Here is a 22,274-nt window from a genome sequence, read left to right as displayed (position 1 = left end):
GGCTCCTTACTTCGTCTTGTCTTCGGCCTTGTCGGCCACGGCTTCCTGGTCGACCTTGGCCCGCGGGGGCTTGCCAGCCACCAGATCCTTGGCCTGGGCAACCCATTCGTCACGCTCGGCGCGGCCACGCAGGTCGAGATCTTCGTCGAACTTGGCGATATCGGCCTTCTTCCAGGCAGCGATCTGGGTGAGGCTGGTGACGCCGGCGGCGTTCAGCTTCTTTTCCAGCGCCGGACCAACGCCGCCGATGAGCTTGATGTCATCGGTGAAGTCGGCGGCCGGCTTGGCGGCCTTCTTGGGCGCAGCGGCCTTGGCTTCGGTCGCGGCTTCAGCCTTGGGCTCGGCCTTTGCCTTGGGGGCAGCGGTCTTGGTTTCAGCCTTGGCCTTGGCGGGCTTTGCCTCGGTCACGGCATCGGTCTTGGTCGCGACGCCAGCGGCCTTGATGGTCGGCTTGGCGCCGCCGGTCAGGATTTCGGTGATGCGCACAGTCGACAGCAACTGGCGGTGGCCATTGCGGCGACGATAATTGTGGCGACGGTTCTTCTTGAGAATGATGACCGTCTTCTGCTTGCGGGTCTCGAGCAGTTCGGCAGCGACGAGCGCGCCTTCGACGAGCGGCGCACCGATGGTGTCGCCAACCATCAGCACCTGGTCGAAGGTGACGATGGTGCCGGCTTCGGCATCGAGCTTTTCAATCTTGAGAACGTCGTTGGCGGCAACCTTGTACTGCTTGCCACCGGTCTTGATCACGGCGAAAGTCATAGCTTAACCGGGAGCGTCAAACGCCCGGTCCCATTGTGTCGCGCTCTGTGGCGCCGCAGGTGGAAAGCCCCGATCCCTGCGGTCTTCGAACAGTCGGCCGGCGATCAAACCGGCGGGCAGCCTCGAACAGCGTTTTCAAACAAAGAAAAGCGCGCCAGCAGGGCCAGCGCACATTCCGGGGCGCTTATCGAGGCAAATGCCCCAAGAGTCAAGCGTTCGACGTCGTATCAGCCGCCGTTCGAATACCAATCGCGCAGCCGCACTTCGGTATGGTCGCCCACCGCATCCAGCGGGGCCAGGTCGCTGTCGCCATAGTGATAGGGATAGACCACGGCCGGTTTGAAGGTGTTGATTGCTTCAGCCGCCTGCTCGGGCGTCATCGTATAGGGCAGGTTCATCGGCAGGAAGGCGACGGTGATGTCCGTCAGCGCCAGCATGTCGTCGGTCGGCTCGGTGTCGCCGGCCACATAGACCTGCTTGCCGCCCAGCGTCAGCACATAGCCATTGCCCACGCCCACCGGATGATATTGCATGCGGTCCTCGGTGATATTGTGGGCGGCAATGGCGCGGACGGCGATGCCGTCGAGGCTGGCTTCCTCGCCATTGGCGATGGCAGTGGCATTGGCCTTGAGGGCTTCGGGCAGCTTGTCGAACACTTCCTGGCTGGTGAGGATGGGGGCCGAGCCGGCAATGGCTTCCAGTGTCGGCACGTCGAAATGGTCGCCATGGCCGTGGGTGACGAGAATGGCCGTCGGTGGTGGCAGGCCCTCATAGAGCGCGGCGCCGCCGACCGGATCGGCATAGATCACCGCGCCGCCAAAGCCGAGCACCAGGCTGGCATGGTCGACCGGGTGGACGATGATGTCGCCATCGGCGGTGGCAATGGCGTCGCCATCCAGGGCTGCCTGCTCCTGTGCCCAGACCGGCATGAATGAGGCGGTCCCCAGAGACAGCAGTGGCAGGCTTGCCATGCCGGCAATCACGTCGCGACGCTTTGTCATCGAATTTCTCCTGTGCTCGGCTTTGCGTTCCTCAATATCGCACGAAATCGTGACGATCCGTGGGCAAGCCGGGCCGGCCGGCGTCGGTGCAGCCCCGTCATGTCGATGCTCCGCCCGGCATATCGGCATCCTGCTGCGCGCCGTCGACAAGAAGCGTGGTATGCGACCAAAGCGGAATGAAAGCCCACAAGGGGTGTTGCGGGTCTTTTATTGCTATGTCATAAGCCGCCCGTATCGACCAGCCGGCATCCGCCAGGGTGTCCGTTTCGATCTCGCGGAGAGATGGCAGAGTGGTTGAATGCACCGCACTCGAAATGCGGCATAGGGGCAACTCTATCGGGGGTTCGAATCCCTCTCTCTCCGCCATTCACTCGCTGCTTTTCTCCGAAAATTCAGATGCTTAGAGTAGGGCATCTGCCGCCTGACCTGGTGCAAGACAGGGTGCTGGCTCGTTTGACGGGAGTGCTCAGCCGCCTCGTCGTCGCTGACCTTTCGTCCGTCAATGACAGTGGGAGGAGGACCTCGATCCCGTCCTCGCCAATCGAGATGGACCCTTTGACGCTGAAGATACCCACCTCGCCACTTTAGCCATGCCGGTGCCTGCCCCGGGCGCCATATGTGAAAGCAAGGTATCAGAGGGCAGGAAGGCCTGCGTCGAATACTGGATTCAGAGGCTTTTGCCTATGCCGGTTTGCTATAACTGAAAGAGATTCAAAGGGAATTGTAATAGCTGCCTTGCTGCCGGAATGTTGGAGCACAGAACGGCGGGTGAGCCGCTCACATCGGTCGAGGAGCATTTTATGACCACAAGCAAAACCTGGAATGTGGCACTTGCCGGCGAGTGCATGGTCTGCCGGCCGTTTATGGTGCACCAGGATGACAGCCCGGAATTCGCGGGCGTGATCGAGCTGCTGCGCGATACGGACGTGACCTACGGTCACCTGGAGATGAACTTCGCCGACTACGAAGAATTGCGCTGGCCGGCTCGCGGGCAGGGCATCGGCAGCTTCATGATGGCCGACCCCAAGATTGCCGCGGACCTCAAGGCGGCCGGGATGGACCTCATGTCCACGGCGCATAATCACAGCTTCGATTTTGGTCCCGAGGGGCTGCTGGCCACCAAGAAGCATTGCCGCGACGCCGGTATCGCCACGGCAGGCACCGGCCTCGATCTCGAACTGGCGAGCGAGCCGGCCTATGTCGAAAAGCCCAAGGGCCGGGTGGCGCTGGTGTCGGCGAGTTCCGGTAATCAGCATTTCATGTGGGCAGGCTTGCCCAAAGGCGGATTGCGCGGCCGGCCCGGGGTGAACCCGGTTCGCATCGAGTATGAATTCGTCGTCGATGAGCCCACGGCCAGCCAACTCAAGCAACTGGGCGAAAACCTCCGCGTCTCCAAGCCGACCAAGAGCGACAAGCCAGGCGCTTTCGGTATTCTGCTGCCCGGCACCCAGCAATGGGGGGAGGTCAATACATTTGTGGTTGGCGATGCGTTCGAGATCAACAGCCGCTGCAACAAGCGCGATCTGGACCGCAACAAGCGTTCCATCAACGAAGCGCGCACCATGGCCGACCTCGTCATCGTTGCGCATCACTTCAGCGTCTCCGATGGTCCGCGCGGCGACACGCCGCCCAAATTCGTGCAGGAATTCGCCCGCGCGGCGATCGATGCCGGGGCCGATATCTATGTCGGTCATGGCTGGCACAAGACGCTTGGCATCGAGATCTACAAGGGCAAGCCCATCATCTATGGCATCGGCAACTTCTTCGCCCAGTCGGAATTCATCCAGCGCGTGCCCTATGACAGCTACGATGCCTGGGGTCACGATGTCGACCGCCTGCCGACGCTGACGCCGGCCGACCATCCCCTGCATCCGGGCCTGGATACGCCATCGGACACTTGGTGGAGTTCCGCCCTCATCAAGCTCGAGATGGAAGATCATCAACTCAAGCGGCTGCATCTGCATCCCGTGGAGATGGGTCGTGAGACCACCAAGGAAGCCAGGGTCACCCGCCAGACCGGCACCGGCGACCATGCGTTCACCGAAGGGCGTCCGATGCTGTCGCAAGGGGAGGACGCCGTCCGCATCCTCGGCCGCTTCCAGAAGCTGTCGGCGCTTTACGGCACTACAGTCGAAATCAATGACGGTGTCGGGACGATCGATTTGTCTTCGGCCCCGCAGATCGCAAAGTCGGCCTAACGGCAAAACACCCGGACTGGAATTCGGGCACCGGAAGACCGGCGCGCGACCCACTCGAGGTGAGGAGAAGGCATGATGATCGCCGCCCCCGCGTCAGTTGCGGAAATCCAAGATGCCCATTCCCAGGCGTCGGGAGCGGCGACGCCGTTGCTGCGAGTCCAGGATCTTACCATTGCGTTCCCGGCGGCTGTGGGGCGCGAGGCGGAAGTCGTCAGTTCGATTTCCTATGAGATCGGCGCCGGGGAGGCCCTTGGGGTGGTGGGCGAGAGCGGCTGCGGCAAGACCATGACCTCGCTGGCCCTCATGGGGCTGCTGCCGCCGGCTGCCCAGGTCGACGGCGCCATCTGGTTCGACGGGCGGGACCTGACCAAGCTCTCCGCCAGGGCGTGGCGCAGTCATCGCGGCCGTGACGCGGCCATGGTGTTCCAGGAGCCAATGACGGCGATGAATCCGGTCATGCGCGTTGGCGACCAGATCGCGGAGGTGCTGGTCCGGCACGAGGGCATGAGCAAGAGGGATGGCTTTTCCAGAGCTGTCCAGTTGCTGGCCAGCGTCCACATCCCGTCGCCGGAGCGCCGCGCCCAGGACTATCCGCACCAATTGTCGGGCGGCATGCGCCAGCGCGCCATGATCGCCATGGCGCTGGCCTGCCGGCCAAAGCTGCTGGTCGCAGACGAGCCGACCACCGCGCTGGATGTGACGGTACAGGCGCAAATCCTGGACCTGATGCTCGAATTGCAGGAGCAGCACGGCACCGCCATCCAGTTCATCAGCCACAACCTGGCGGTGGTGTCCGAAATCGCCCACCGCATCATGGTGATGTATTCCGGTCGCATCGTCGAATATGCCAGCGTTGGCGACCTTTTCGCCAATCCGCTCCATCCCTATACGCAGGGTCTCATCAAGACGCTGCCCGAAATGGGCCAGCCGGGCTCCGACCTTTACACCATTCCCGGCACGATAGGCGGCAAACGTCCGCCCGGCTGCCGCTTTTCAAATCGCTGTCCGCTTGCGGACGCGGGATGCCGCCAGGCGGAGCCCGCGCTTCGCGAAGTCGCTCCACGCCACTATGTGGCCTGCCACAAGGTGAATTGATGGCTGCGCTGCTCGACGTTCAGGATCTCAACCTCAGGTTTCCCATCGGCGGCGGCCTGTTCAGGAAGCCGCTGACGCTCCACGCCCTGACCGATGTTTCGTTTACGGTTGAAGAGGGGGAGACCCTGGCCATTGTCGGGGAGAGCGGCAGCGGCAAGACCACGCTCGGCTATGCCATTTCGGGATTGCTGACCCCGAGCTCGGGGCATATCCGCTTCGGCGAGGCCCTGTCGGGGGCGGTTGAAGATCGCCCGGTCCAACTGGTGTTCCAGGACCCGTTTTCGGCGCTCGATCCACGCATGATGGTGGGCGACATCGTGGCCGAACCGCTGCGTCTGGCTGGCGTGCCCAACAAGGAGCGCCAGGAGCGCGCCGAGACTGTACTCGGCCAGGTCGGGCTCAACGCGGAAAGTGCGCAGCGCTATCCACACGAGTTTTCCGGCGGGCAACGGCAGCGCATTGCTATCGCCCGCGCCCTGATTGCCGATCCCAAGCTGATCGTGGCGGACGAGCCGCTGTCGGCGCTCGACGTCTCGATCCAGAGCCAGGTGCTCAATCTTCTCAACAAGATCAAGCGCGAACGGTCGATCAGCTACCTGTTCATCAGCCACGATCTCGGCGTGGTGCATCATCTCGCCGACCGCGTCATCGTGCTCTATCTCGGCCGCATCATGGAGATCGCATCGCGTGAACACCTGTTTGCGACGCCCAGCCATCCCTATACCCAGGCCCTGATGCGGTCGGTGCCGCGGATCGGCCGGGGACGCCGGCAGCCTGGACAGTCGCTCAAGGGCGAAATTCCGACGCCACTGGCGCCGCCGCCCGGCTGCGTATTCCACACACGCTGCCCGAAGGCCCAGGATGTTTGCCGCGAGGCGGTGCCGGTGCTCGAGCCGGCTCCGGGACGTCCGGGCCAGATGTCAGCCTGTCATTTCAAGGATTGAGCCATGCTGCGATACACACTCACGCGGATAGGCCAGGCAGTGCTCGTGCTGCTGGTCATGACCGTGCTGCTGTTCCTGCTGATCAACCTCATGCCGGGCGACCCCGTAGACAATATGCTGGAGGGCAATCCCTCGCTGACGGCTGCGTCCGCAGCGCAGATTCGCGAACTCTACGGTGCCGGCGTGCCGCTTCCCGTCCGCTACTGGAACTGGATCACGGCAGCAGTCCAGGGTGATTTCGGCTATTCCAGCATCTATTTCCGCCCGGTGGCCGAGGTACTCGGGCCGGCGCTGGGGCAGACGCTCAAGCTCATGGTGGCCACGCTCGTCCTGTCGGTGCCCCTGGCCTTGCTGCTGGGCTCGCTGGCTTCGCTCCGGCCGGGCGGCCTTATGGACAACCTCATCAGCTTTTTTGCCTTCGCCAGCATTTCGCTGCCGAACTTCTGGCTGTCGCTGATCCTGATCATCGTGTTCGCCGTGCAGCTGGGCTGGCTGCCCGCCAGCGGCACGCCGCTCGAAACAAATCCGCCGATCTGGCTCGAGGTTCGCCACCTGGTGCTGCCGGTGCTGGTGCTGACGATGTTTTTCGTCGGGCCGCTGGTGCGCTACGTGCGCGCCTCGATGATCGAGACGCTCAGTTCCGACTTCGTCCGCACGGCGCGGTCCAAGGGACTTTCCGAGCCGCAGATCATCATCAGGCATGCTTTGCGCAACGCCCTCATTCCCATGGTGACCGTTCTGGCCCTGGGCTTCGGCGGACTGTTCTCCGGCTCGCTCGTCGTCGAGACGATCTTCGGCGTTCTCGGCATGGGGAAAATGATCTTCGACGCCATCCGCTACGTCGATTTCAACCTGGCGCTGATCGGCCTGCTGCTGGCGACCCTTGTCACCCTCATCTCCAACCTTCTCGCCGACCTCGCCTATGCGTGGCTCGACCCCAGGATTTCGTTGAAATGAGCATGAACCAGGCCGAAATCGCCGGATTGCCATCGGCCCCGCGCCAGACCATCTGGCAGTTGCGCCGCCGCCGCTTCCTCAAGAACAAGCCGGCCGTCATTGCGCTTGGCTTCCTGGTGGTGCTCGCTGTCCTTTGCGGCGTGGCTTATCCGCTGGGCCAGTTTCTGGGCGTCGATCCGGCGACGACCAATTTGCTCTACCGGTTCCAGCCGCCATCGACCGAACACTGGCTGGGAACGGACGAACTGGGCCGCGACGTGCTGCTGCGTCTCATGTATGGCGGCCAGGTCTCGCTGGCGGTGGGCATCCTGGGGACGCTGCTGACGGCCATCATCGGCATCACGGTCGGCCTCTGGGCTGGTTTCGTGGGCGGGCGGATCGATGCTTTCCTGATGCGCGCCACCGACTGTGTCATTGCCCTGCCCATGACGCCCGTCCTGATCGTGCTGGGCGCCGTCGATCTGGGCAAGCTGGGGCTCGCGCCCGCCATGGCCAATTCGCCGCTGGTGATTTTCCTGCGCATCGTCATCATCATCGCGCTGGTCGACTGGACCACCATCGCCCGCCTCACCCGCGCGGAAACCATCGCCGTGCGGCAGAAGGAATATGTCAAGGCCGCACAGGTCAGCGGCGCGCGGCGCTTCTACAACATGATGGTGCATGTGCTGCCCAACATCACGACGCCGATCACCGTCGCCATGACCCTGTCGGTCGGCCGCATCATCCTGTTCGAGTCGACGCTGAGCTTTCTGGGCTTCGGCATCGTCCCACCCACCCCAACCTGGGGCAACATGCTCACCAATGCGCAGCAGCTCATCATCTCCGCCCCGGCGCTGGCGGTGTATCCGGGCCTGCTGATTTTCCTGACCGTCATGAGCGTCAATTTCGTGGGCGACGGCATCCGTATCGCCTTCGATCCGCGCTCGAAATCCTAGCCGAAGCCGACAACGATATCTCAAGGGAGGAAACCGAGATGATGAAGACCAAGACCCTGATGGCAGCCCTGCTGGCATCGTCTTTGCTGACGACCCCGGCCGTCATGGCACAGGCCGACGACGAACAGCTTGTCGTCGGTGCGCTGCAGTTCCTGACCAATTTCCATCCGCTGATCCAGGTCAACAATACCAAGCGCAATCTCATCACCCTGTCGTTGCGGCCGATCACGGCCTTCGACAGCAGCGGCGAAGTCGTTTGTGTTCTCTGCGAGGAGGTGCCGACCATCGAAAACGGCCTGGCCGAAATCGTGGACAATGGCGACGGCACCGAGGGGATGCGTGTTAGCCTGACCATCATGGAGGGTGCCTCCTGGGGCGACGGTACGCCGGTGACCTCGGACGACATCGTGTTCACCCACCAGGTGGCGACCGACGAAAATATCGGCTTCTCCAACTACAATCCGTGGACCCGCGCTTCGGAAATCGAAGTGGTCGATGACCGCACAGTCATCATCCACCTGCCGGAAGTGCTGCAGAACTTCAACGCCTGGGACCAGATACTGCCGGCCCATCTCGAACGGCCGATCTATGAGGCAAACGGCGATCTCGAGAGCTATGTTCGCCAGACCCTCTACAACCGCGAGCCGACCAATCCCGGCCTGTGGAATGGCTCCTACATCCTGACCGACTACCAGATCGGCACACGCATTACGTTCGAGCCCAACCCGTATTGGCCGGGCATGGTGCCCGACATCGAGCGGATCATCATGAGCTATCGCGACAATAATTCCGCGCTCATGCAGAACGTGCTTTCGGGCGAAATCCAGCTGGTCCCGGTCAGCCCGGGCGGTATCAGCTTCTCGCAGATGCTCGACCTGCGGAACCAGGCGCCCGATCGCTACAACTACGTCGTGGAGGACGGCAACAACCTGGAGCGCATCGCGCTCAACCTGGACAACCCGATCCTGGCCGACCTCAATGTTCGCAAGGCCCTGCTGCATGGCATCGACCGCCAGGCCATTACCGGCGCGCTGTTCGGTGGGCTGCAACCCGTCGCCAACGGACTGCACAGCCAGGCTAGCCCGTTCTACACAACCGGTATCGCGACCTATGCCTATGATCCGGAAGCGGCCAAGACGCTGCTGGCGGAAGCGGGATGGACTCCTGGCCCCGACGGCATCTGTGTCAATGACAACGGCGATCGCCTGTCGTTCGAATTCGTGACCACGGCCGGCAATGCGACGCGCGAGCAGATTGCGCTCGTGATCCAGAGCCAGCTACGGGAAATCTGCGTCGAGACCAACAACGTGTTTGCCGGCCTGCAGGAATACAATGGCGACTATGCCCGCCGACGCCAGTTTACCGGCATGATCATGTCGTCGATCGAGTTCTCGCTAGGCTCTTCACCGAACATCGCGCTTGGCACATCCGCCATTCCCTCGGAAGAAAACTCCTGGGTCGGCAACAACTTCTCCGGCTATTCCAGCGAGGCGATGGATGCCGCCATCAATACGCTTGAGGGTTCGCTCGAGCGTGCCGATCGCATCGCCGGCTGGGCCGAGGTCCAGCGCATCTTCGCCGAAGACCTGCCGATGCTGCCGCTCTACTTCTACACGTCGGCCTGGGTGGCGCCGGTCAACCTGCAACTCGAAGCCAGCTCGTTCGACCCGGAAATGACCTGGGCCGAAGAGTGGGTGCTCAACTAACGCCGGCCTGGGTGGCGGTTCGCGCCGCCACCCACTTCCCCTTGAAAGATTTCCATGCGTATCGCTGTGCTCGACGACTATCTGCGTGTTTCGCAGCAGGTCGCGGACTGGTCGTCCATTGCCGCAAGGGCCGAAATCGTCGTCTTCGACGAGCCCCTTGGCACGCAGGAGCGCGCCGCGGCCGCATTGGCCGATTTCGATATCCTCTGCACCTTGCGCGAGCGCATGCCCATTTCAAGGATGCTGATCGGGCAACTGCCCCGGCTCAAGTACATTCTCGTCACCGGCAAGCGCTTCGACCAGATCGACGCCGAAGCGGCGGCCGAGCGTGGCATTGCCGTTTCCAATACCAGGGTCGATGGCCGTGGCGGCGGCGCGGTGGCCGAACTGGTCTGGGGCCTGATGCTGTCCCTGGCCCGCAACATTCCCCGCGAAGACCGCCTGATGCGACATGGCGAGTGGCAGCACGCCATGGGCACCACGCTCAAGGGCAAACGCCTCGGCATCCTTGGCCTGGGCGGCCTCGGCCAGCAGATCGCCAGGGGCGGTGCGTTTTTCGGCATGGACGTGGTCGCGTGGAGCCAGAACCTGACGCCGGAAAAGGCCGAGGCGGGCGGCGCGCGCTACGTGTCCAGAGAAGCGCTGTTCGCCGAGAGCGATTTCATCACCATTCACGTGGCCTGGAGTGAACGAACGACGGGGCTGGTGGGTGCGCCGGAACTGGCATTGATGAAGCCCTCGGCCTTCCTGATCAACACCGCGCGCGGACCGATCATCGACGAACAGGCACTCGTTGCGACTCTGCGGGCCAGGAGCATCGCCGGCGCGGCGCTCGATGTGTATTGGCAGGAGCCCCTGGCCGCCGACCACCCTTTGCGGAGCCTCGACAATGTGGTTCTGACCCCGCATCTGGGCTACTTCACCCGCGACATGCTGCAGGTCTATTACGGCGATGCGGTTCTTGCCATCGAGGCCTTCCTCGACGGCAAGCCGATCGACGTGGTGAACGGCGTGAAACGCCGATGAACACTCCCGGCGCCGGGCCTCGCGGCCCGCTCGGTCGTCTGCTCCAGACCCGGCAGATTCGCGTTCTGACCCAGGCCAATTTCGGACTTTACACCCTGGGCAACGGCATTTCGCTGACCGGCTCGTGGATGCAGCGCGTCGCCCTGCTTTGGCTGGTCTGGCAAATGACCGGCTCCGGCTTCTGGCTGGGCATCTTCGCCACGGCGGATATGCTGCCCATTCTCTTCGTTGGCCCCTTTGCCGGCGTCGCCGCCGACCGCTGGGACCGGCTCAAGCAGACGCGGTTCAGCCAGTATGTGCTGGCCACGATCGCCGCCCTCTACGGCGTCCTGCTGATCGCGGGGCAATTGCATCTGGGCATCCTGCTGGCCCTCACCGTCGCCAATGGCTGTTTCATCGCCATCAACCAGCCGGCGCGCATGGCCCTGGTGCAAAACCTGGTGCAGCGGGCCGATGTCGGGACGGCGGTTGCGCTGAGTTCGGTCAACGTCAACCTCGCCCGCATCACCGGCCCCGCCATTGCCGGCATCATGATGGTGCATATGCCGGTCGCCTGGGTGTTCCTCGTCAATGCCGCCCTGACACTGATCTTTGCGACGCTGTTGCAGATGTTGCGGGTCGCGCTGGAGCCGGCCCGACCGCGGACGGGCTCGGTCTGGAGCCAGATATGGGAGGGTGTGGTCTTTGCCTTCCGAGATGTCGGGATCAGCCGGCTGCTGTGGCTGCTGTTCCTGGGTGGTGCAGGCGTGCGGGCCATCCAGGACATGTTCCCGGCTATCGCCGAGCGCAATTTTGGCGCGGGGAGCAGCGGTCTCGCCTTTCTGACCTCGGGCATGGCTGTCGGTGCGGTCATCGCCGGCATCACTTTCGGTGTGTCGGCGAGCCTTGCGCCCATGGCGCGCCGCGTGGCGCTGTCATGGGGTCTCGGAGCGCTGGCACTCGCCGTGCTGTCGGTGAGTACCAGTCCGTGGCTGGACGTCGCCCTGGTAGCGGTGGTGGGCTATGCGGTGACCAGCGGCGTCATCGGCACGCAAACCTTTGTCCAGCTACGAGCGCCGGACCTGATGCGGGGCCGGGTACTCAGCGTCCATGGCCTTATCTCGCGTGGCAGCCCCGCACTGGGTGCCCTCGCAACTGGCTGGGCTTTCGACCGTGTCGGCCCGATGCCGCCAATCCTGGCCACGGCCGGTCTCGTCATCATGTCGGTCATCGCGGTCATGATCAGTCTGCGCGGTATTCCACATATCGATACGCCGCAGGATTAAGAACCGGCATTGGGCTCGCGCAGCAGCGTCCGGCAGATATCGCGGAATATGTCGAAGGCTTCATCCTGCAGCCGGCTGATAGGGCGGCGCGCGGGCAGGATGATCTGGCTTTTCATCACCACTTCAGGCTCGACGATGCGGCGAAACACCAAGTCGGCCGCAGCCGGTATGCTGCGCTGGAAGCGCATCGTATGGATCGTGGCCCCCATGCCTTCCTGCGCCATGTGGAAGCTGGTTTCATGTGAGTCGCTTTCCAGCACCACCTCCATCTGCTCGCCCACCTGCGCCAGAACCGTATCGACCATGACACGGATCTTGTTGGGGCGGCTCTGGATGATCATGGGTATATGCGCCAGATCCCGCATGGGGATGGGGTCGGTGCTGCCCAGCATTTCCATGGTGCCCATCAAACCCAGGCTGTCCACCGAGATAGGGTGGATTTCCAGCATCGGGGTGGCAGGCGCATCGAGAACCAGGGCCATGTCCAGCGTTCCGCCAAGCAGCCATTCCTGCAATTGGGAGGACCGCCCGTGAGCTAGGGTGATCTTGGCGTCCGGCATGTGTTCGCGCAACTTGCGGACCAGCGGCGTGGCGATAATCACCGACAGTGTTGCCGGCATGCCGATGGTGACGCGCCCGAGCTTGCCGGTGCGGGAATTTTCCATGTCCTCATAGGCGCGGTCCATCAGCCGGAGCATGCCCCGCGCATGTTCGAGCAGCCGGTTTCCGGCGTCGGTGGGCTCGACGCCCCGCCCGTTTCGGATGAGCAATGCTTCCTTATGTTCCAGTTCGAGATTGCGGATTTGCCGGCTGAGCGCCGGTTGGGCGATCTTCAGGAAGGCCGCGGCCTTGCTGAAGCTGCCGAGCTCGGCGACGCGGACGAAGTACTTGAGCTGACGGATATCCATGGCGCTGCGGTTCCTATAGCAAAACGATATGGCTGTTATCGCTTGTGCTACTATTGTTATAGCAGAACGATGGCTGCTAACAAAGTGCAGAACCGGCAAGGGAGGTTGAAAATGGAAAATGCTGCCGACAACCAGCCCTATCGCATCTGGGAATGCGTCTTGTGCGGGTTCCAGTACAATGAGGCGGACGGCGACCCCGACAGCGGCATAGCGCCCGGCACACGCTGGGAAGATATTCCGGACGATTGGTCCTGCCCGGAATGCAATGCCGCCAAGAGCGAATTCGACATGCGGGTCGTCGGATAAGCCATGGCTGACCGGATCGTCATCGCAGGTGCCTCTCATGCCGGTGTGGCCGCCGCCGACGCGTTGCGGCGGCAGGGCTTTGCCGGTGATCTCGTCCTGCTATCGGCCGAGACGCACGCGCCCTATCAGCGTCCATTGATGTCCAAGGCGGCCGACTACCTGCAACTGGCGAGCGAGCGGAAAAACCTCAAGGCCGATGTCTTCTACAGCGACAACACTGTCGATCTTCGGCTGGGCGCCGAAGTCGCCGACATCGCCCGCGGCAACAAGGAAGTGCGCCTGGCTGACGGCGAAACCCTTGCCTATGACCATCTCGTGCTGGCTATCGGTGGCCAGCCTCGGAACCTGCCGCCGGCACTGGTGAGCGGCGTGCCTCCGCTATACCTGCGATCGATGGACGATGCCCATCTGCTGCACCGGCAGTTGGGCATGGCGCGGTCGGTCGCGGTCGTCGGCGGCGGGCTGATCGGTCTTGAAGTCGCCGCCCTCGCCCGCGGAATGGGTCGCGCCGTCGCCGTATTCGAAGCCGCGCCCAACCTGCTTGGCCGGGTCGTTCCGCCGGACCTGTCCCGATTCCTGCTCGATAAGCATCGCGCCGCCGGCATCGAAATCAGCATGTCGGCCCATCTCACCAGGATAGCCGGCGACGAGACCGGCTATACGGTCGAGGTTGAGGGCCGTGACGCAAACCGCTTCGACATGGTTCTCGCTGCCATCGGCACCTTGCCAAGAACCGCCATGGCCCGGGCGGCCGGGCTGGATTGCGGCAATGGGATTGCGGTCACCGGTAGCGGCCGGACCAGCGACCCGGCCGTATGGGCCATCGGCGATTGCGCCGACTGGGGCGCCCTCGCAGGCATCGGGCAACGCTTCGAGGGCGTACAGCCGGCCACGGAACAGGCTCGCCTGGTGGCGAGGGCGATCTTGGGACAGGGGGCGGGTGACCTGCCCATTCCCCGCTACTGGTCCCATCAAGGTCCCGTACGGCTGCAAACCGCCGGCCAGCTCGGCCCCGAGATGATTCTCGTCGGTCAAGCCGCCGAAGACGGCGGGCTATGCGTGCTTGGTCAGGTGGATGGCGTGGCACGAGGCTGTTTTGCCGTTGATGCCCCCAACGCCTATCGGGCGGCGCTCAAGGTGCTTGAAGCGGTCCGTCTGGCCGAAGTCGCAGCACGGCTGCATAGGAATATGTGAGGAGGACAACATGGTGCAGGTCAGTAACTACGCGGAAAAGGCCGGGTCGCGTTTTCGCCGCGGCCAATCCTGGAAGATCAACTTGTTCGGCGCCAATTCCAACGTATCCAGCCCCGAATTGCAGGCATTCCGCCTGGATTTCAATGCCAACCAGACGCTGGATGCTCATTTCCATATCGTCGACCAGTTCCAGGTGTTCGTCGAAGGTGATGGGACCATCGGGCGCGACTCGGTCGGCCCGATCGTCGTACATTACGCCGATCACCACACCGGCTATGGCCCGCTCGTCGCCAGCCCCTACGGGATGACCTATTTCACGCTGCGCTCAAAGACCGATGCCGGGCTCAACTTCCTCCGCGAACCGCATGTCCGCGAAAAGCTGCAGCCCACCAAGCGTCGGCACAGGATGTCCCGGAAGATCATCCTGTCCAACGAGCCGGTTCTGGCCGACCGAACCGAAGTCGTCATCGAGGATGCGCTCGACGCGCAGGACGATGACGAGGGCATCGCCGTCAAGATGGTGCGGATGGGCCCGAACATGCAGGCTCCGGCTCCCGACACCGGCGAGTCAGGCGGGGAGTACCTGCTCGTTCTCAATGGCTCCATTATCCATGACGGCCACGCGCTGGACAAATACAGCCTGCTCTTCGTGCGCGCCGACGAGGCGCCGCCGGTGTTGACCGCCGGCCCCGGTGGCGCCGAAGTGCTGGTGACGCGCTACCCGGCGGAAAGTGAATGGATGAAGTCCATCTAGATCGGAAGGTATGACCGGCTCACCAGCCGGTCACCTCGCGTATCTCGTGGCGCCAAAGATCCCATGCCCGCATGCCGGCGGTGCGATTGGGACCATCGGCGAACGCGGCTTCCCCGACCGAAAGCCCGACAACCGGCGCACCGCCGGCCAGAGTCACGGCCTGCGTCTTGATGCGGGCATTGACCTCGGCATAGACGGCCCGGAACACGGCGATCTGCAGGGTCGGCCCGCAGGCGACGGAGCCATGCCCGCGCATGAGGCACACATCGTGGCTGCCAAGCCTGCCGGCCAGGGCGTCCCCCTTGGCACAATCGCAGATCAGCATGTCGGTTGCCCCGAACCCCTCTGCGATATCGAAGCAAGGTGCGCCGCCGCCCAGGAAGGCGGCGTTGTGGAACATGGCGTCGAACGGCACGTCGACCAGGCCGAACGGGATCATCGACGGCGAATGGCTATGCACCACACCGGCAATATCCGGGCGCGCGGCATAGATGCTGGAATGAATATAGCGCTCGAGGAAACCCTTGGGCGCATCGGTCTCGATCGCCTCCCCGTCCAGGCCATATTCGACGATGTCGTCAGGCGTCACCATGGCGGGCGCCAGGGATCGCGACAACAGGAAGCGATCCGGACGATCGGGATGGCGCATGGACACGTGCCCGAAACCATCGACTACGCCACGGGCCGCAAGAATACGGCTTGCGGCAGCGAGGTCGGCAAGGACGGGCCTCAACTGAACGGCGTTGGTGATCATGCGTCGATCATCGGAAGGGGGCCGCTCCTGGGGAAGCACAGGGCGCCGTCCTCGTCGGCGACGATATAGTCGCCACTGTCGATCCGCACGTCGCCGATGCGAACCGGCAAGCCGACCTGGCCCTCATTGTTCCGCACCGATTTTCGCGGCGTGGTGGCCAAGGCCAGTATGCCGAAATCCATTTTCCTGAGGGCGGCGCTGTCGCGCACCGCGCCCATGACAATGATGCCGGCCCAGCCGTTGCGTTGCGCGGCGCCCGCGACGAGGTCTCCGACCAGGGCGTGGCGTGTCGATGCGCCGGCATCGACGACCATGACGCGGCCCTCGCCGGGGCCTTCCGCCAGCGCCTTTACCTTGGAATTGTCCTCGAAGCATTTGACCGTCTCCACGCGGCCGTGGAAGCGAGGGCGCCCGCCAAAATGGCGAAGCGCCGGCGGCAATGTGCCAACATCTTCGAGATGGTCGTCATAGAGCTCGCATGTCGATTTCAAATGGTCCTCCCATCGTTCGCTTCAGCCTAAAGCCGAGCTCGAGAGGGCGCCAATGCCTATGTGGGCTATCACTTATATCAATATGCGCTAGCAGGCTGGAATACGGCCCGACGCCTGCCGCGCATGTGCCTCAATAGCTAAATCTTATAACATTCCCGCCGCTTCGAATTTCCGTTGCGACACGCCGGCGGGTTACGCAGGACCGTGAGGCGGCAACGCGACAGATGACGACCTGGACGAGGATTTCAACATTGGGCGAACCCTGCCACGACATCCTGCCCATGTCTGCGTGGTGCGCCGCGAGGAAGCCGAGGCGGTGGCCGAAAAGGCCGAAGCCCGCATGGCCGCCGAGGAAGGCAAGCGCCAGCGGCTGGCTGCCGGGGAACTGGGCCTCGACATCTACCAGATGCGCGAGAAACTGGCGGCGAAGGGGCTGAAATATGTGTAGCATCAGCCGGCCTTCAGCTTTCGTCAACGAATCCGGAAAGCCCCGATGCAGTCCCCTCCCCGGAGGGGAGGGCTAGGGAGGGGGTGTCGTGGCTTCCGCGAACTCGGCACTTGTGGAACCTCCGACACCCCCACCCTCAATCCCTCCCCTCAAGGGGGAGGGAGGCAGATCGGGGCTCCCGATCGTCGAGGATGGCCTGAATGTCGACCGACGCCAGCGCGGTGGTCGCGCGGCTGGGGAACGAAGGCGACCTCGTCGGTGCCGGCATCCTGCGCACGGCAAGGAAGCTGATGGACGGCTGGGTCTTCTAGAAACAGATCTACGCCTCAGTCGGCACAATCGAGAGAGCGCTCGGACAAAAGTGAGAGAAGCCATTTCCGCCCGGACCGTTGCCTTCATTGTGGCCGGCGTAATCTTCATGCAACTGCTCGACGGAGCCATCATCACCACCTCCTTGCCCGTTATGGCGCAGGAGCTAGGGGTGCCGACGCTTTCCATGAGCATCGGCGTGACGTCCTATCTCCTGTCCGCCGCAATCTTCATGCCGATGTCGTCCTGGCTTGCCGACAGGTTCGGGCCTGTCCGTGTCTTTCTCGGCGCCATCGCCATCTTCACCGTCGCCTCATTGGCCTGCGGTCTGGCGCAGGACCTGCCTCAGTTCGTTATGGCTCGGATTGTGCAGGGGATTGGTGGCGCCTTCATGGTTCCGGTCGGCCGGGCGATTGTTCTCGACAGGGCATCCAAGGACGAGGTCATCCACGTCCTGGCCGCCATGATCTGGCCCGCCCTGGCTGCACCGGTCCTGGGGCCGGTGCTTGGGGGCGCGATCACCACCTATTTCTCCTGGCGCTACAATTTCCTGCTCAACCTGCCACTGGGACTGGTCGGTTTCTCGTTGGTCTTGCTGCTGGTCCCGGACCACGGAAGGGGCCAGCCTCGGCCCTTCGACTGGCAGGGGTTCCTGCTCTCCGCAGCAGGCCTCGGAACACTGCTCGTTGGCCTCGAACTCTTCGTCCAGGGAAGTGCACATCCATGGCTGCCGCTTGGCATGGCAGTCCTCGGCGTGGTCGGCAGCGTTGCCGCCATACGTCACCTGATGTCGACACCGACGCCGCTCCTCAGCCTCGAACCCTTCCGCATCCCCACCTTTTCCCGCTCGACGATCTCGGGCGGTTCGTACATGCGCATGGCTGTCGATGCCATGCCATTCCTCCTGCCCTTGTTGCTGCAGGTCGGCCTTGGCTACGATCCGCTGCAGGCTGGCTCCCTGATGCTCGCTTACTTTATCGGCAACATGGCGATGAAGTCCGTGACGACGCCGATCCTGCGTCGTTTTGGCTTTCGGGGGGTTCTGATCCTCAACGGTGCCATCTCTGCTCTTCTCATCGCCGCCTGCGCCGCGCTGGTGCCGTTTGTCCCCATCTGGGCGATTGTGGCGCTCCTGGCGTTTTCCGGGCTCAGCCGCTCGATGGAGTTTACCGCGTTGAGCAGCGTCGCCTTTGCCGATATCGACGGCGCTCGCCGTGGCGTGGCCAGTACGCTGATCAGCATAGTGCAGCAGATGACCATGGTGCTGGCCGTGGCTGTCGCCACGCTGGCCCTCAAGCTCTCGCAATGGTTCCGCGGCGGCGACGCCATGACATTGTTCGACCTTCAGGTGGCCGTCGGTCTGATGGCCCTCTTCGCCTGCGCATCGACGATCCTGCTGTTCCGGCTGCCGCGCGATGCCGGCGACGAAATCGCCGGCAGGTCCGTACCCGCCGGTTCCAAGGTGCGTAGTTAGCGCGACGCTTTCAACGCGGCTTCAGGTCGTTCCGGGTTGGCCAATCCCATGGCCGGCGGCGGCCTTGCTGGAGACGCCCGTTTCGCCCCTGGGCAGCCGTGTGCCCCCGGTAGCCCCGGTTCATTCTCGGCCATCTGCCGCCGGCGGCCGTGACCTATAGTCATCCTGCACCGGTGTTTTATCGTTTGACCCGTCACGTCCTTTCTCCCTCCATCCGCGAGAACGGCGGCACAGTTTGGTGCCGTCTCAATAAGCGTAGGGAATGGAGGCGCAGATGGATTTCGAACTGTCCGACGACAACAAGATGATCAGGGATGTCGTTCAGCGCTTTGTGAAGAACGAATTGCTCCCGCTGGAGCCGATGATCCTGCGCCGCGAAGCAGCGATTGCCGGAACGGCGCAGCCGTTGGTGCCACCCGAGGTGGAAGCGGACCTGCAGGAAAAGGCCAAGGCGCTGGGCCTTTGGGGCATCGACCTGCCCGAAGAATTCGGCGGCCAGGATCTGGGCGCACTTACCAAGCTGACAGTGATCGAGCAGTTACGCTATTCGGTGGTGCCCCTGACCCTGGCGCCGGACAGTCCGAACCTGCATTTCCTCAAGTCCTGCTGCAAGGGCGAGCAGATCGAGCGCTATCTGATCCCCTATGGCAAGGGCGAGAAAAAGTCATGCCTGGCCCTCACCGAACCGGGCGCCGGCTCCGATATCGGGGGCATGAGCACAAGGGCCGAGCGGCGCAACGGCAAGTGGATACTCAATGGCGAAAAGATCTTCATCAGCCACCTGATGAGCGCCGATTTCATGATCGTCATTGCCGTGACCGACCCTGACAAGCGCCAGCGCGGCGGCATGACGGCATTTCTGGTCGACAAGAACACGCCCGGCGTAACGATCCCGTCGTCCTATCCGACCATTGCCGGGGAATACCTGACCTTCGGCATTCATTTCGACAATGTTGAACTGGGCGATGAGCAGGTGCTCGGTGAGGTCGGCGACGCCTTCATTCCGCTACAGAACCGGCTCGGTATCCGCCGCATGGAAATCGCCGCAAAGGCGCTGGGCGCCGCGCGGCGGTGCCTCGATATCATGCTCGAGCATGCCAACAACCGCTCGACCTTCGGCCAGAAACTGGCCGAACGGCAGGCCGTGCAATGGTGGATCGCCGACAGTCACCAGGAAATGGAGATGTGCCGCCTGCTGGCCTACAGGTTGGCTTGGCGCATCGATAGCGGCGAAAAGGATGTGCGCCGCGAGGCCTCCATGGTCAAGCTCCAGGCAAGCGAGATGATCGGACGGGTGGCCGATCGCGCCGTGCAGCTGCTGGGTGGCATGGGGCTGAGCAAGGAATCGCCGATCGAATATATCTATCGGGCCTATCGCGTGCAGCGCATTGTCGAGGGCGCCAGCGAAATTCATCGCTGGACCATTGCGCGCGACCTGCTGCGCAACGGGCAGCCGGTGCTCTGACCGGGCAAGGCGGGCAGCGACAGGCATGACTAAATGTCATCCGACTCCCGCCAAATCATCCTTTTCCAGCATTTTTGGGCAGTGCTAGCCTTTTTGCCGATGCGCAAAGGGCGCATCGACGTGAGAAGGTCGGCAACGGAGCGTTCGCGGTCGCGGGCAGCGATTAGCAACTCCGCTGCGACCGGACGTCAGCTTTGACAGAGAGCGCGACAAGCGCCGCGATAGGATTTCGCTCGATTTCTCAAAGGAGGAGCATTTGAGCTGGGTTTCAAAAATAGGCGACAAACGGTCGTTTGTCGGGGGCGCTGTCCTGCTGATCTATAGTGTCAGTCTCGTTATATACACTTTGGGAAATTACCAGCTCGGCACGCTGTCTTACATGGGACCGGGAATGTTCCCGGTATTGATTGGCGGCGTTCTCTCGCTGCTCAGCATCTTCGTCATTTTCAACGCCATCGGCAGCGAAGGCACCGAATTTCACGTCGATTGGCGGCCCCTGTTATCCGTGCTCGGCTCGGTTGCGGCTTTTGCCCTGCTCATCGAGCCCTTCGGCCTCATTCCCTCCATCATCGTGATGACCGCCATATCGAGCTTTGCCGCGGAGCGCCTGGGGTTGCGGGCGACTGTGCTGCTTGCCGTGGCGATTGCCGTCCTGACCGTCGGCATCTTCCATTATGGCCTCAAACTCCGCTTTGAAATTATTGCGTGGCCCTTCTGATGACTGATCTTTTCGGCAATGTGCTCCTTGGTCTCAGCACGGCGCTTACCCTGACCAATCTCACATTCTGCCTTGTTGGCGTGTTCCTGGGCACGCTGCTGGGCATGATCCCCGGCATCGGAACGCTGGTGGCCGTGTCGCTGCTGTTTCCCATGACCTATCATATGGATGCGACTTCGGCCCTCGTGATGCTGGCCGGCATCTACTATGGCACGGCCTATGGCGGCTCCATCGCCTCCATCCTGCTCAACCTTCCGGGCACGCCCGCCAATGCGGTGGCCTGCCTGGATGGCTATCCCATGTCGAACAATGGCAGGGCAGGCGTCGCGCTGTTCATGTCGGCCGCCGGCTCTTTCGTGGGGGGAAGTTTCGGCATTCTGCTCATGATGCTGTTCTCGCCGGTCATTGCCGAAAACGCGCTGCGGTTCGGCGCCGCCGAATTCTTCTCGCTCATGCTCATGGGTTTCGTGGTGGCCTCCACCATGTCGGAGGGGTCGACCGTCAAGGGCCTGGCCTCGGTCATGCTGGGCGTCTCCTTCGGCCTGGTCGGTACCGACCTCAATAGCGGCATCTGGCGCTTCGGCTTTGGCGTGCTCGACCTCATGGATGGCATCAGCCTCGTTGCCCTGGCCATGGGCCTGTTCGGGGTCACCGAAATCGTGTTTGCCGCCTCCGCCAAGGACTCCGGCAAGACCGTGCAGGACGTTTCGCTGCGTTCGATGATTCCGACACGCGACGACATCCGGCGCTCCTGGGGACCGATGGCGCGCGGCTCGGGCATCGGCGCCTTTTTCGGCACGCTGCCCGGCACTGGCGGGCTGATAGCATCCTTCGTGGCCTATGCGGTGGAAAAGCGGGTTGCCAAGGAGCCGGAACGTTTCGGCAAGGGCGCCATCGAAGGCGTCGTGGCTCCCGAAACGGCCAACAATGCCGCCGATCAGGCTGCGTTCATCCCTACCATGACCCTCGGCATTCCCGGCAGCGCCACCATGGCGATCATGCTGGGCGTGCTGATGATCAACGGTATCACGCCCGGACCATTGCTCATCAAGGAACAGCCCGAGCTGTTCTGGGGCCTGGTCATGAGCTTCTGGGTGGGCAATATCATGCTGCTCTTGCTCAACATCCCGCTGATCAGCCTGTGGGTTCGTATCCTCAAGATCCCCAGCAAGCTGCTCTATCCTGCGGTTCTGGTCTTCGTCTGCATCGGCGTGTTCAGCGTCAACTACAGTCCCACCGACATCTGGCTCGTGCTGGTCTTCGCGGTCCTGGGCTATGTGTTGCGCATGCTCGATTTCCCGGTGGCACCGCTGATCCTGGGATTCGTGCTCGGCCCGATGCTGGAAGAGAATTTCCGGCGCGCCCTGCTGCTGTCCAACGGCAATCCGATGACTTTCTTCGACCGGCCGATCAGCGGCACAATCATGGTGATCTCGGCGGCTCTCCTGGTCTGGTCGATCTGGTCGACGGCGCGCCGTCGCCGGTCACGGGAACAGGCCACGGCCTGACGGGAATGGGCGGTCCCTCGGGGGTCGCCCATTTGCCCTCCTCTCTTCTTCAACAG

At 63.0% G+C, this 22,274-nt stretch carries 20 protein-coding genes, 1 tRNA gene and 1 pseudogene; 17 read left to right on the top strand and 5 right to left on the bottom strand.

What is annotated here, in order from left to right; all coding sequences use genetic code 11:
* Nucleotides 1-6 precede the first annotated feature (6 nt).
* Together ASD80_RS12460 and ASD80_RS12455 are read right to left on the bottom strand one after the other, a co-directional pair.
* Complete coding sequence (locus ASD80_RS12460; RefSeq protein ID WP_056233255.1) at nt 7-762, bottom strand: 50S ribosomal protein L21; 756 nt, start codon at nt 760-762, stop codon at nt 7-9.
* Between the two features lie 227 nt (nt 763-989).
* A complete protein-coding gene (locus ASD80_RS12455) occupies nt 990-1,763 on the bottom strand; it encodes an MBL fold metallo-hydrolase (protein ID WP_056233253.1) in 774 nt (257 codons plus the stop codon).
* Nucleotides 1,764-2,039: 276 nt separating this feature from the next.
* Between ASD80_RS12455 and ASD80_RS12450 the strand changes: the two genes are divergently transcribed.
* The 9 genes from ASD80_RS12450 (at nt 2,040) to ASD80_RS12405 (ending at nt 11,889) form a co-directional block, all read left to right on the top strand.
* A tRNA-Ser gene (locus ASD80_RS12450) sits at nt 2,040-2,129 on the top strand.
* Between the two features lie 434 nt (nt 2,130-2,563).
* Nucleotides 2,564-3,961, top strand: a complete 1,398-nt coding sequence (locus ASD80_RS12440; protein ID WP_056233250.1) for a CapA family protein — start codon at nt 2,564-2,566, stop codon at nt 3,959-3,961.
* Nucleotides 3,962-4,036: 75 nt separating this feature from the next.
* The gene (locus tag ASD80_RS12435; protein WP_082555249.1) at nt 4,037-5,056 is read left to right on the top strand and encodes an ABC transporter ATP-binding protein; all 1,020 of its coding nucleotides are present in this window, start codon (nt 4,037-4,039) and stop codon (nt 5,054-5,056) included.
* Nucleotides 5,053-6,000 carry an ABC transporter ATP-binding protein gene (locus tag ASD80_RS12430; RefSeq protein ID WP_413813375.1) on the top strand — a complete coding sequence of 316 codons (948 nt, stop codon included), beginning with the start codon at nt 5,053-5,055 and terminating at the stop codon, nt 5,998-6,000. The genes ASD80_RS12435 and ASD80_RS12430 overlap by 4 nt, the downstream gene beginning before the upstream one ends.
* Nucleotides 6,001-6,003: 3 nt before the next feature.
* Nucleotides 6,004-6,957, top strand: coding sequence for an ABC transporter permease (locus tag ASD80_RS12425; protein WP_056233243.1), 954 nt, complete (start codon nt 6,004-6,006; stop codon nt 6,955-6,957).
* Complete coding sequence (locus ASD80_RS12420; RefSeq protein WP_056233241.1) at nt 6,954-7,892, top strand: ABC transporter permease; 939 nt, start codon at nt 6,954-6,956, stop codon at nt 7,890-7,892. Before ASD80_RS12425 ends, ASD80_RS12420 begins: the two co-directional genes overlap by 4 nt.
* Nucleotides 7,893-7,933: 41 nt before the next feature.
* Nucleotides 7,934-9,598 (top strand): peptide ABC transporter substrate-binding protein, encoded by a 1,665-nt coding sequence (locus ASD80_RS12415; RefSeq protein WP_244488997.1) that lies wholly within the window; start codon nt 7,934-7,936, stop codon nt 9,596-9,598.
* 54 nt (nt 9,599-9,652) lie between these two features.
* Nucleotides 9,653-10,624, top strand: coding sequence for a D-2-hydroxyacid dehydrogenase family protein (locus ASD80_RS12410; protein WP_056233237.1), 972 nt, complete (start codon nt 9,653-9,655; stop codon nt 10,622-10,624).
* Complete coding sequence (locus ASD80_RS12405; RefSeq protein WP_056233234.1) at nt 10,621-11,889, top strand: MFS transporter; 1,269 nt, start codon at nt 10,621-10,623, stop codon at nt 11,887-11,889. The genes ASD80_RS12410 and ASD80_RS12405 overlap by 4 nt, the downstream gene beginning before the upstream one ends.
* Here the strand turns inward: ASD80_RS12405 and ASD80_RS12400 are convergent.
* Nucleotides 11,886-12,797 carry a LysR family transcriptional regulator gene (locus ASD80_RS12400; protein ID WP_056233232.1) on the bottom strand — a complete coding sequence of 304 codons (912 nt, stop codon included), beginning with the start codon at nt 12,795-12,797 and terminating at the stop codon, nt 11,886-11,888. The genes ASD80_RS12405 and ASD80_RS12400 overlap by 4 nt on opposite strands.
* A 111-nt stretch (nt 12,798-12,908) precedes the next feature.
* On the opposite strand from ASD80_RS12400, the gene ASD80_RS12395 reads away from it, so the two are divergent.
* From ASD80_RS12395 to ASD80_RS12385, 3 genes are read left to right on the top strand one after another with little or no spacing between them, the layout of a single operon-like run.
* Nucleotides 12,909-13,103 (top strand): rubredoxin, encoded by a 195-nt coding sequence (locus ASD80_RS12395; RefSeq protein ID WP_056233230.1) that lies wholly within the window; start codon nt 12,909-12,911, stop codon nt 13,101-13,103.
* Nucleotides 13,104-13,106: 3 nt separating this feature from the next.
* Entirely contained in the window at nt 13,107-14,297 is a 1,191-nt protein-coding gene (locus ASD80_RS12390) for an NAD(P)/FAD-dependent oxidoreductase (protein WP_056233228.1), read from the top strand.
* Nucleotides 14,298-14,307: 10 nt separating this feature from the next.
* Nucleotides 14,308-15,051 (top strand): hypothetical protein, encoded by a 744-nt coding sequence (locus tag ASD80_RS12385; protein WP_244488996.1) that lies wholly within the window; start codon nt 14,308-14,310, stop codon nt 15,049-15,051.
* A gap of 19 nt (nt 15,052-15,070) precedes the next feature.
* On the opposite strand, the gene ASD80_RS12380 is transcribed toward ASD80_RS12385, so the two are convergent.
* Together ASD80_RS12380 and rraA are read right to left on the bottom strand one after the other, a co-directional pair.
* Nucleotides 15,071-15,805, bottom strand: coding sequence for a class II aldolase/adducin family protein (locus ASD80_RS12380; protein WP_082555248.1), 735 nt, complete (start codon nt 15,803-15,805; stop codon nt 15,071-15,073).
* The gene (gene rraA / locus ASD80_RS12375; protein WP_056233225.1) at nt 15,802-16,296 is read right to left on the bottom strand and encodes a ribonuclease E activity regulator RraA; all 495 of its coding nucleotides are present in this window, start codon (nt 16,294-16,296) and stop codon (nt 15,802-15,804) included. Before rraA ends, ASD80_RS12380 begins: the two co-directional genes overlap by 4 nt.
* 283 nt (nt 16,297-16,579) lie before the next feature.
* Here rraA and ASD80_RS18525 point away from each other — a divergent pair.
* The 5 genes and pseudogenes from ASD80_RS18525 to ASD80_RS12355 all read left to right on the top strand — a co-directional run.
* Nucleotides 16,580-16,744, top strand: a pseudogene (locus ASD80_RS18525) (4-carboxy-4-hydroxy-2-oxoadipate aldolase/oxaloacetate decarboxylase); the annotation flags it as partial.
* A gap of 418 nt (nt 16,745-17,162) precedes the next feature.
* On the top strand, nt 17,163-18,527 hold the full coding sequence (locus ASD80_RS12370) for an MFS transporter (RefSeq protein WP_082555265.1): 1,365 nt from the start codon (nt 17,163-17,165) through the stop codon (nt 18,525-18,527).
* A 274-nt stretch (nt 18,528-18,801) separates the two neighbouring features.
* Nucleotides 18,802-19,992 (top strand): acyl-CoA dehydrogenase family protein, encoded by a 1,191-nt coding sequence (locus ASD80_RS12365; RefSeq protein WP_056233489.1) that lies wholly within the window; start codon nt 18,802-18,804, stop codon nt 19,990-19,992.
* A gap of 256 nt (nt 19,993-20,248) precedes the next feature.
* Nucleotides 20,249-20,710: a tripartite tricarboxylate transporter TctB family protein gene (locus ASD80_RS18520; RefSeq protein ID WP_162247355.1), complete on the top strand. Its 462-nt coding sequence runs from the start codon at nt 20,249-20,251 to the stop codon at nt 20,708-20,710.
* A complete protein-coding gene (locus ASD80_RS12355) occupies nt 20,710-22,218 on the top strand; it encodes a tripartite tricarboxylate transporter permease (protein WP_056233219.1) in 1,509 nt (502 codons plus the stop codon). Before ASD80_RS18520 ends, ASD80_RS12355 begins: the two co-directional genes overlap by 1 nt.
* The last annotated feature ends 56 nt before the right edge of the window (nt 22,219-22,274 follow it).

The organism is Devosia sp. Root635 (genome assembly GCF_001427605.1).
GTDB lineage: Bacteria > Pseudomonadota > Alphaproteobacteria > Rhizobiales > Devosiaceae > Devosia.
Note: the sequence above shows the minus strand (reverse complement) of the source record. Positions and strands in the feature narration are given on the sequence as shown.

Excerpts from the sequence above, each read along its gene's own strand:
- ASD80_RS12460 (WP_056233255.1), bottom strand. The coding sequence starts at position 762 with ATGACTTTCGCCGTGATCAAGACCGGTGGCAAGCAGTACAAGGTTGCC.
- ASD80_RS12440 (WP_056233250.1), top strand. The coding sequence starts at position 2,564 with ATGACCACAAGCAAAACCTGGAATGTGGCACTTGCCGGCGAGTGCATG.
- ASD80_RS12370 (WP_082555265.1), top strand. The coding sequence starts at position 17,163 with ATGCAACTGCTCGACGGAGCCATCATCACCACCTCCTTGCCCGTTATG.
- ASD80_RS12395 (WP_056233230.1), top strand. The coding sequence starts at position 12,909 with ATGGAAAATGCTGCCGACAACCAGCCCTATCGCATCTGGGAATGCGTC.
- ASD80_RS12365 (WP_056233489.1), top strand. The coding sequence starts at position 18,802 with ATGGATTTCGAACTGTCCGACGACAACAAGATGATCAGGGATGTCGTT.
- ASD80_RS12355 (WP_056233219.1), top strand. The coding sequence starts at position 20,710 with ATGACTGATCTTTTCGGCAATGTGCTCCTTGGTCTCAGCACGGCGCTT.
- ASD80_RS12455 (WP_056233253.1), bottom strand. The coding sequence starts at position 1,763 with ATGACAAAGCGTCGCGACGTGATTGCCGGCATGGCAAGCCTGCCACTG.
- ASD80_RS12400 (WP_056233232.1), bottom strand. The coding sequence starts at position 12,797 with ATGGATATCCGTCAGCTCAAGTACTTCGTCCGCGTCGCCGAGCTCGGC.
- ASD80_RS12435 (WP_082555249.1), top strand. The coding sequence starts at position 4,037 with ATGATCGCCGCCCCCGCGTCAGTTGCGGAAATCCAAGATGCCCATTCC.
- ASD80_RS12420 (WP_056233241.1), top strand. The coding sequence starts at position 6,954 with ATGAGCATGAACCAGGCCGAAATCGCCGGATTGCCATCGGCCCCGCGC.
- ASD80_RS12415 (WP_244488997.1), top strand. The coding sequence starts at position 7,934 with ATGAAGACCAAGACCCTGATGGCAGCCCTGCTGGCATCGTCTTTGCTG.
- ASD80_RS12390 (WP_056233228.1), top strand. The coding sequence starts at position 13,107 with ATGGCTGACCGGATCGTCATCGCAGGTGCCTCTCATGCCGGTGTGGCC.
- ASD80_RS12425 (WP_056233243.1), top strand. The coding sequence starts at position 6,004 with ATGCTGCGATACACACTCACGCGGATAGGCCAGGCAGTGCTCGTGCTG.
- ASD80_RS12405 (WP_056233234.1), top strand. The coding sequence starts at position 10,621 with ATGAACACTCCCGGCGCCGGGCCTCGCGGCCCGCTCGGTCGTCTGCTC.
- ASD80_RS12380 (WP_082555248.1), bottom strand. The coding sequence starts at position 15,805 with ATGATCACCAACGCCGTTCAGTTGAGGCCCGTCCTTGCCGACCTCGCT.
- ASD80_RS12410 (WP_056233237.1), top strand. The coding sequence starts at position 9,653 with ATGCGTATCGCTGTGCTCGACGACTATCTGCGTGTTTCGCAGCAGGTC.
- ASD80_RS12385 (WP_244488996.1), top strand. The coding sequence starts at position 14,308 with ATGGTGCAGGTCAGTAACTACGCGGAAAAGGCCGGGTCGCGTTTTCGC.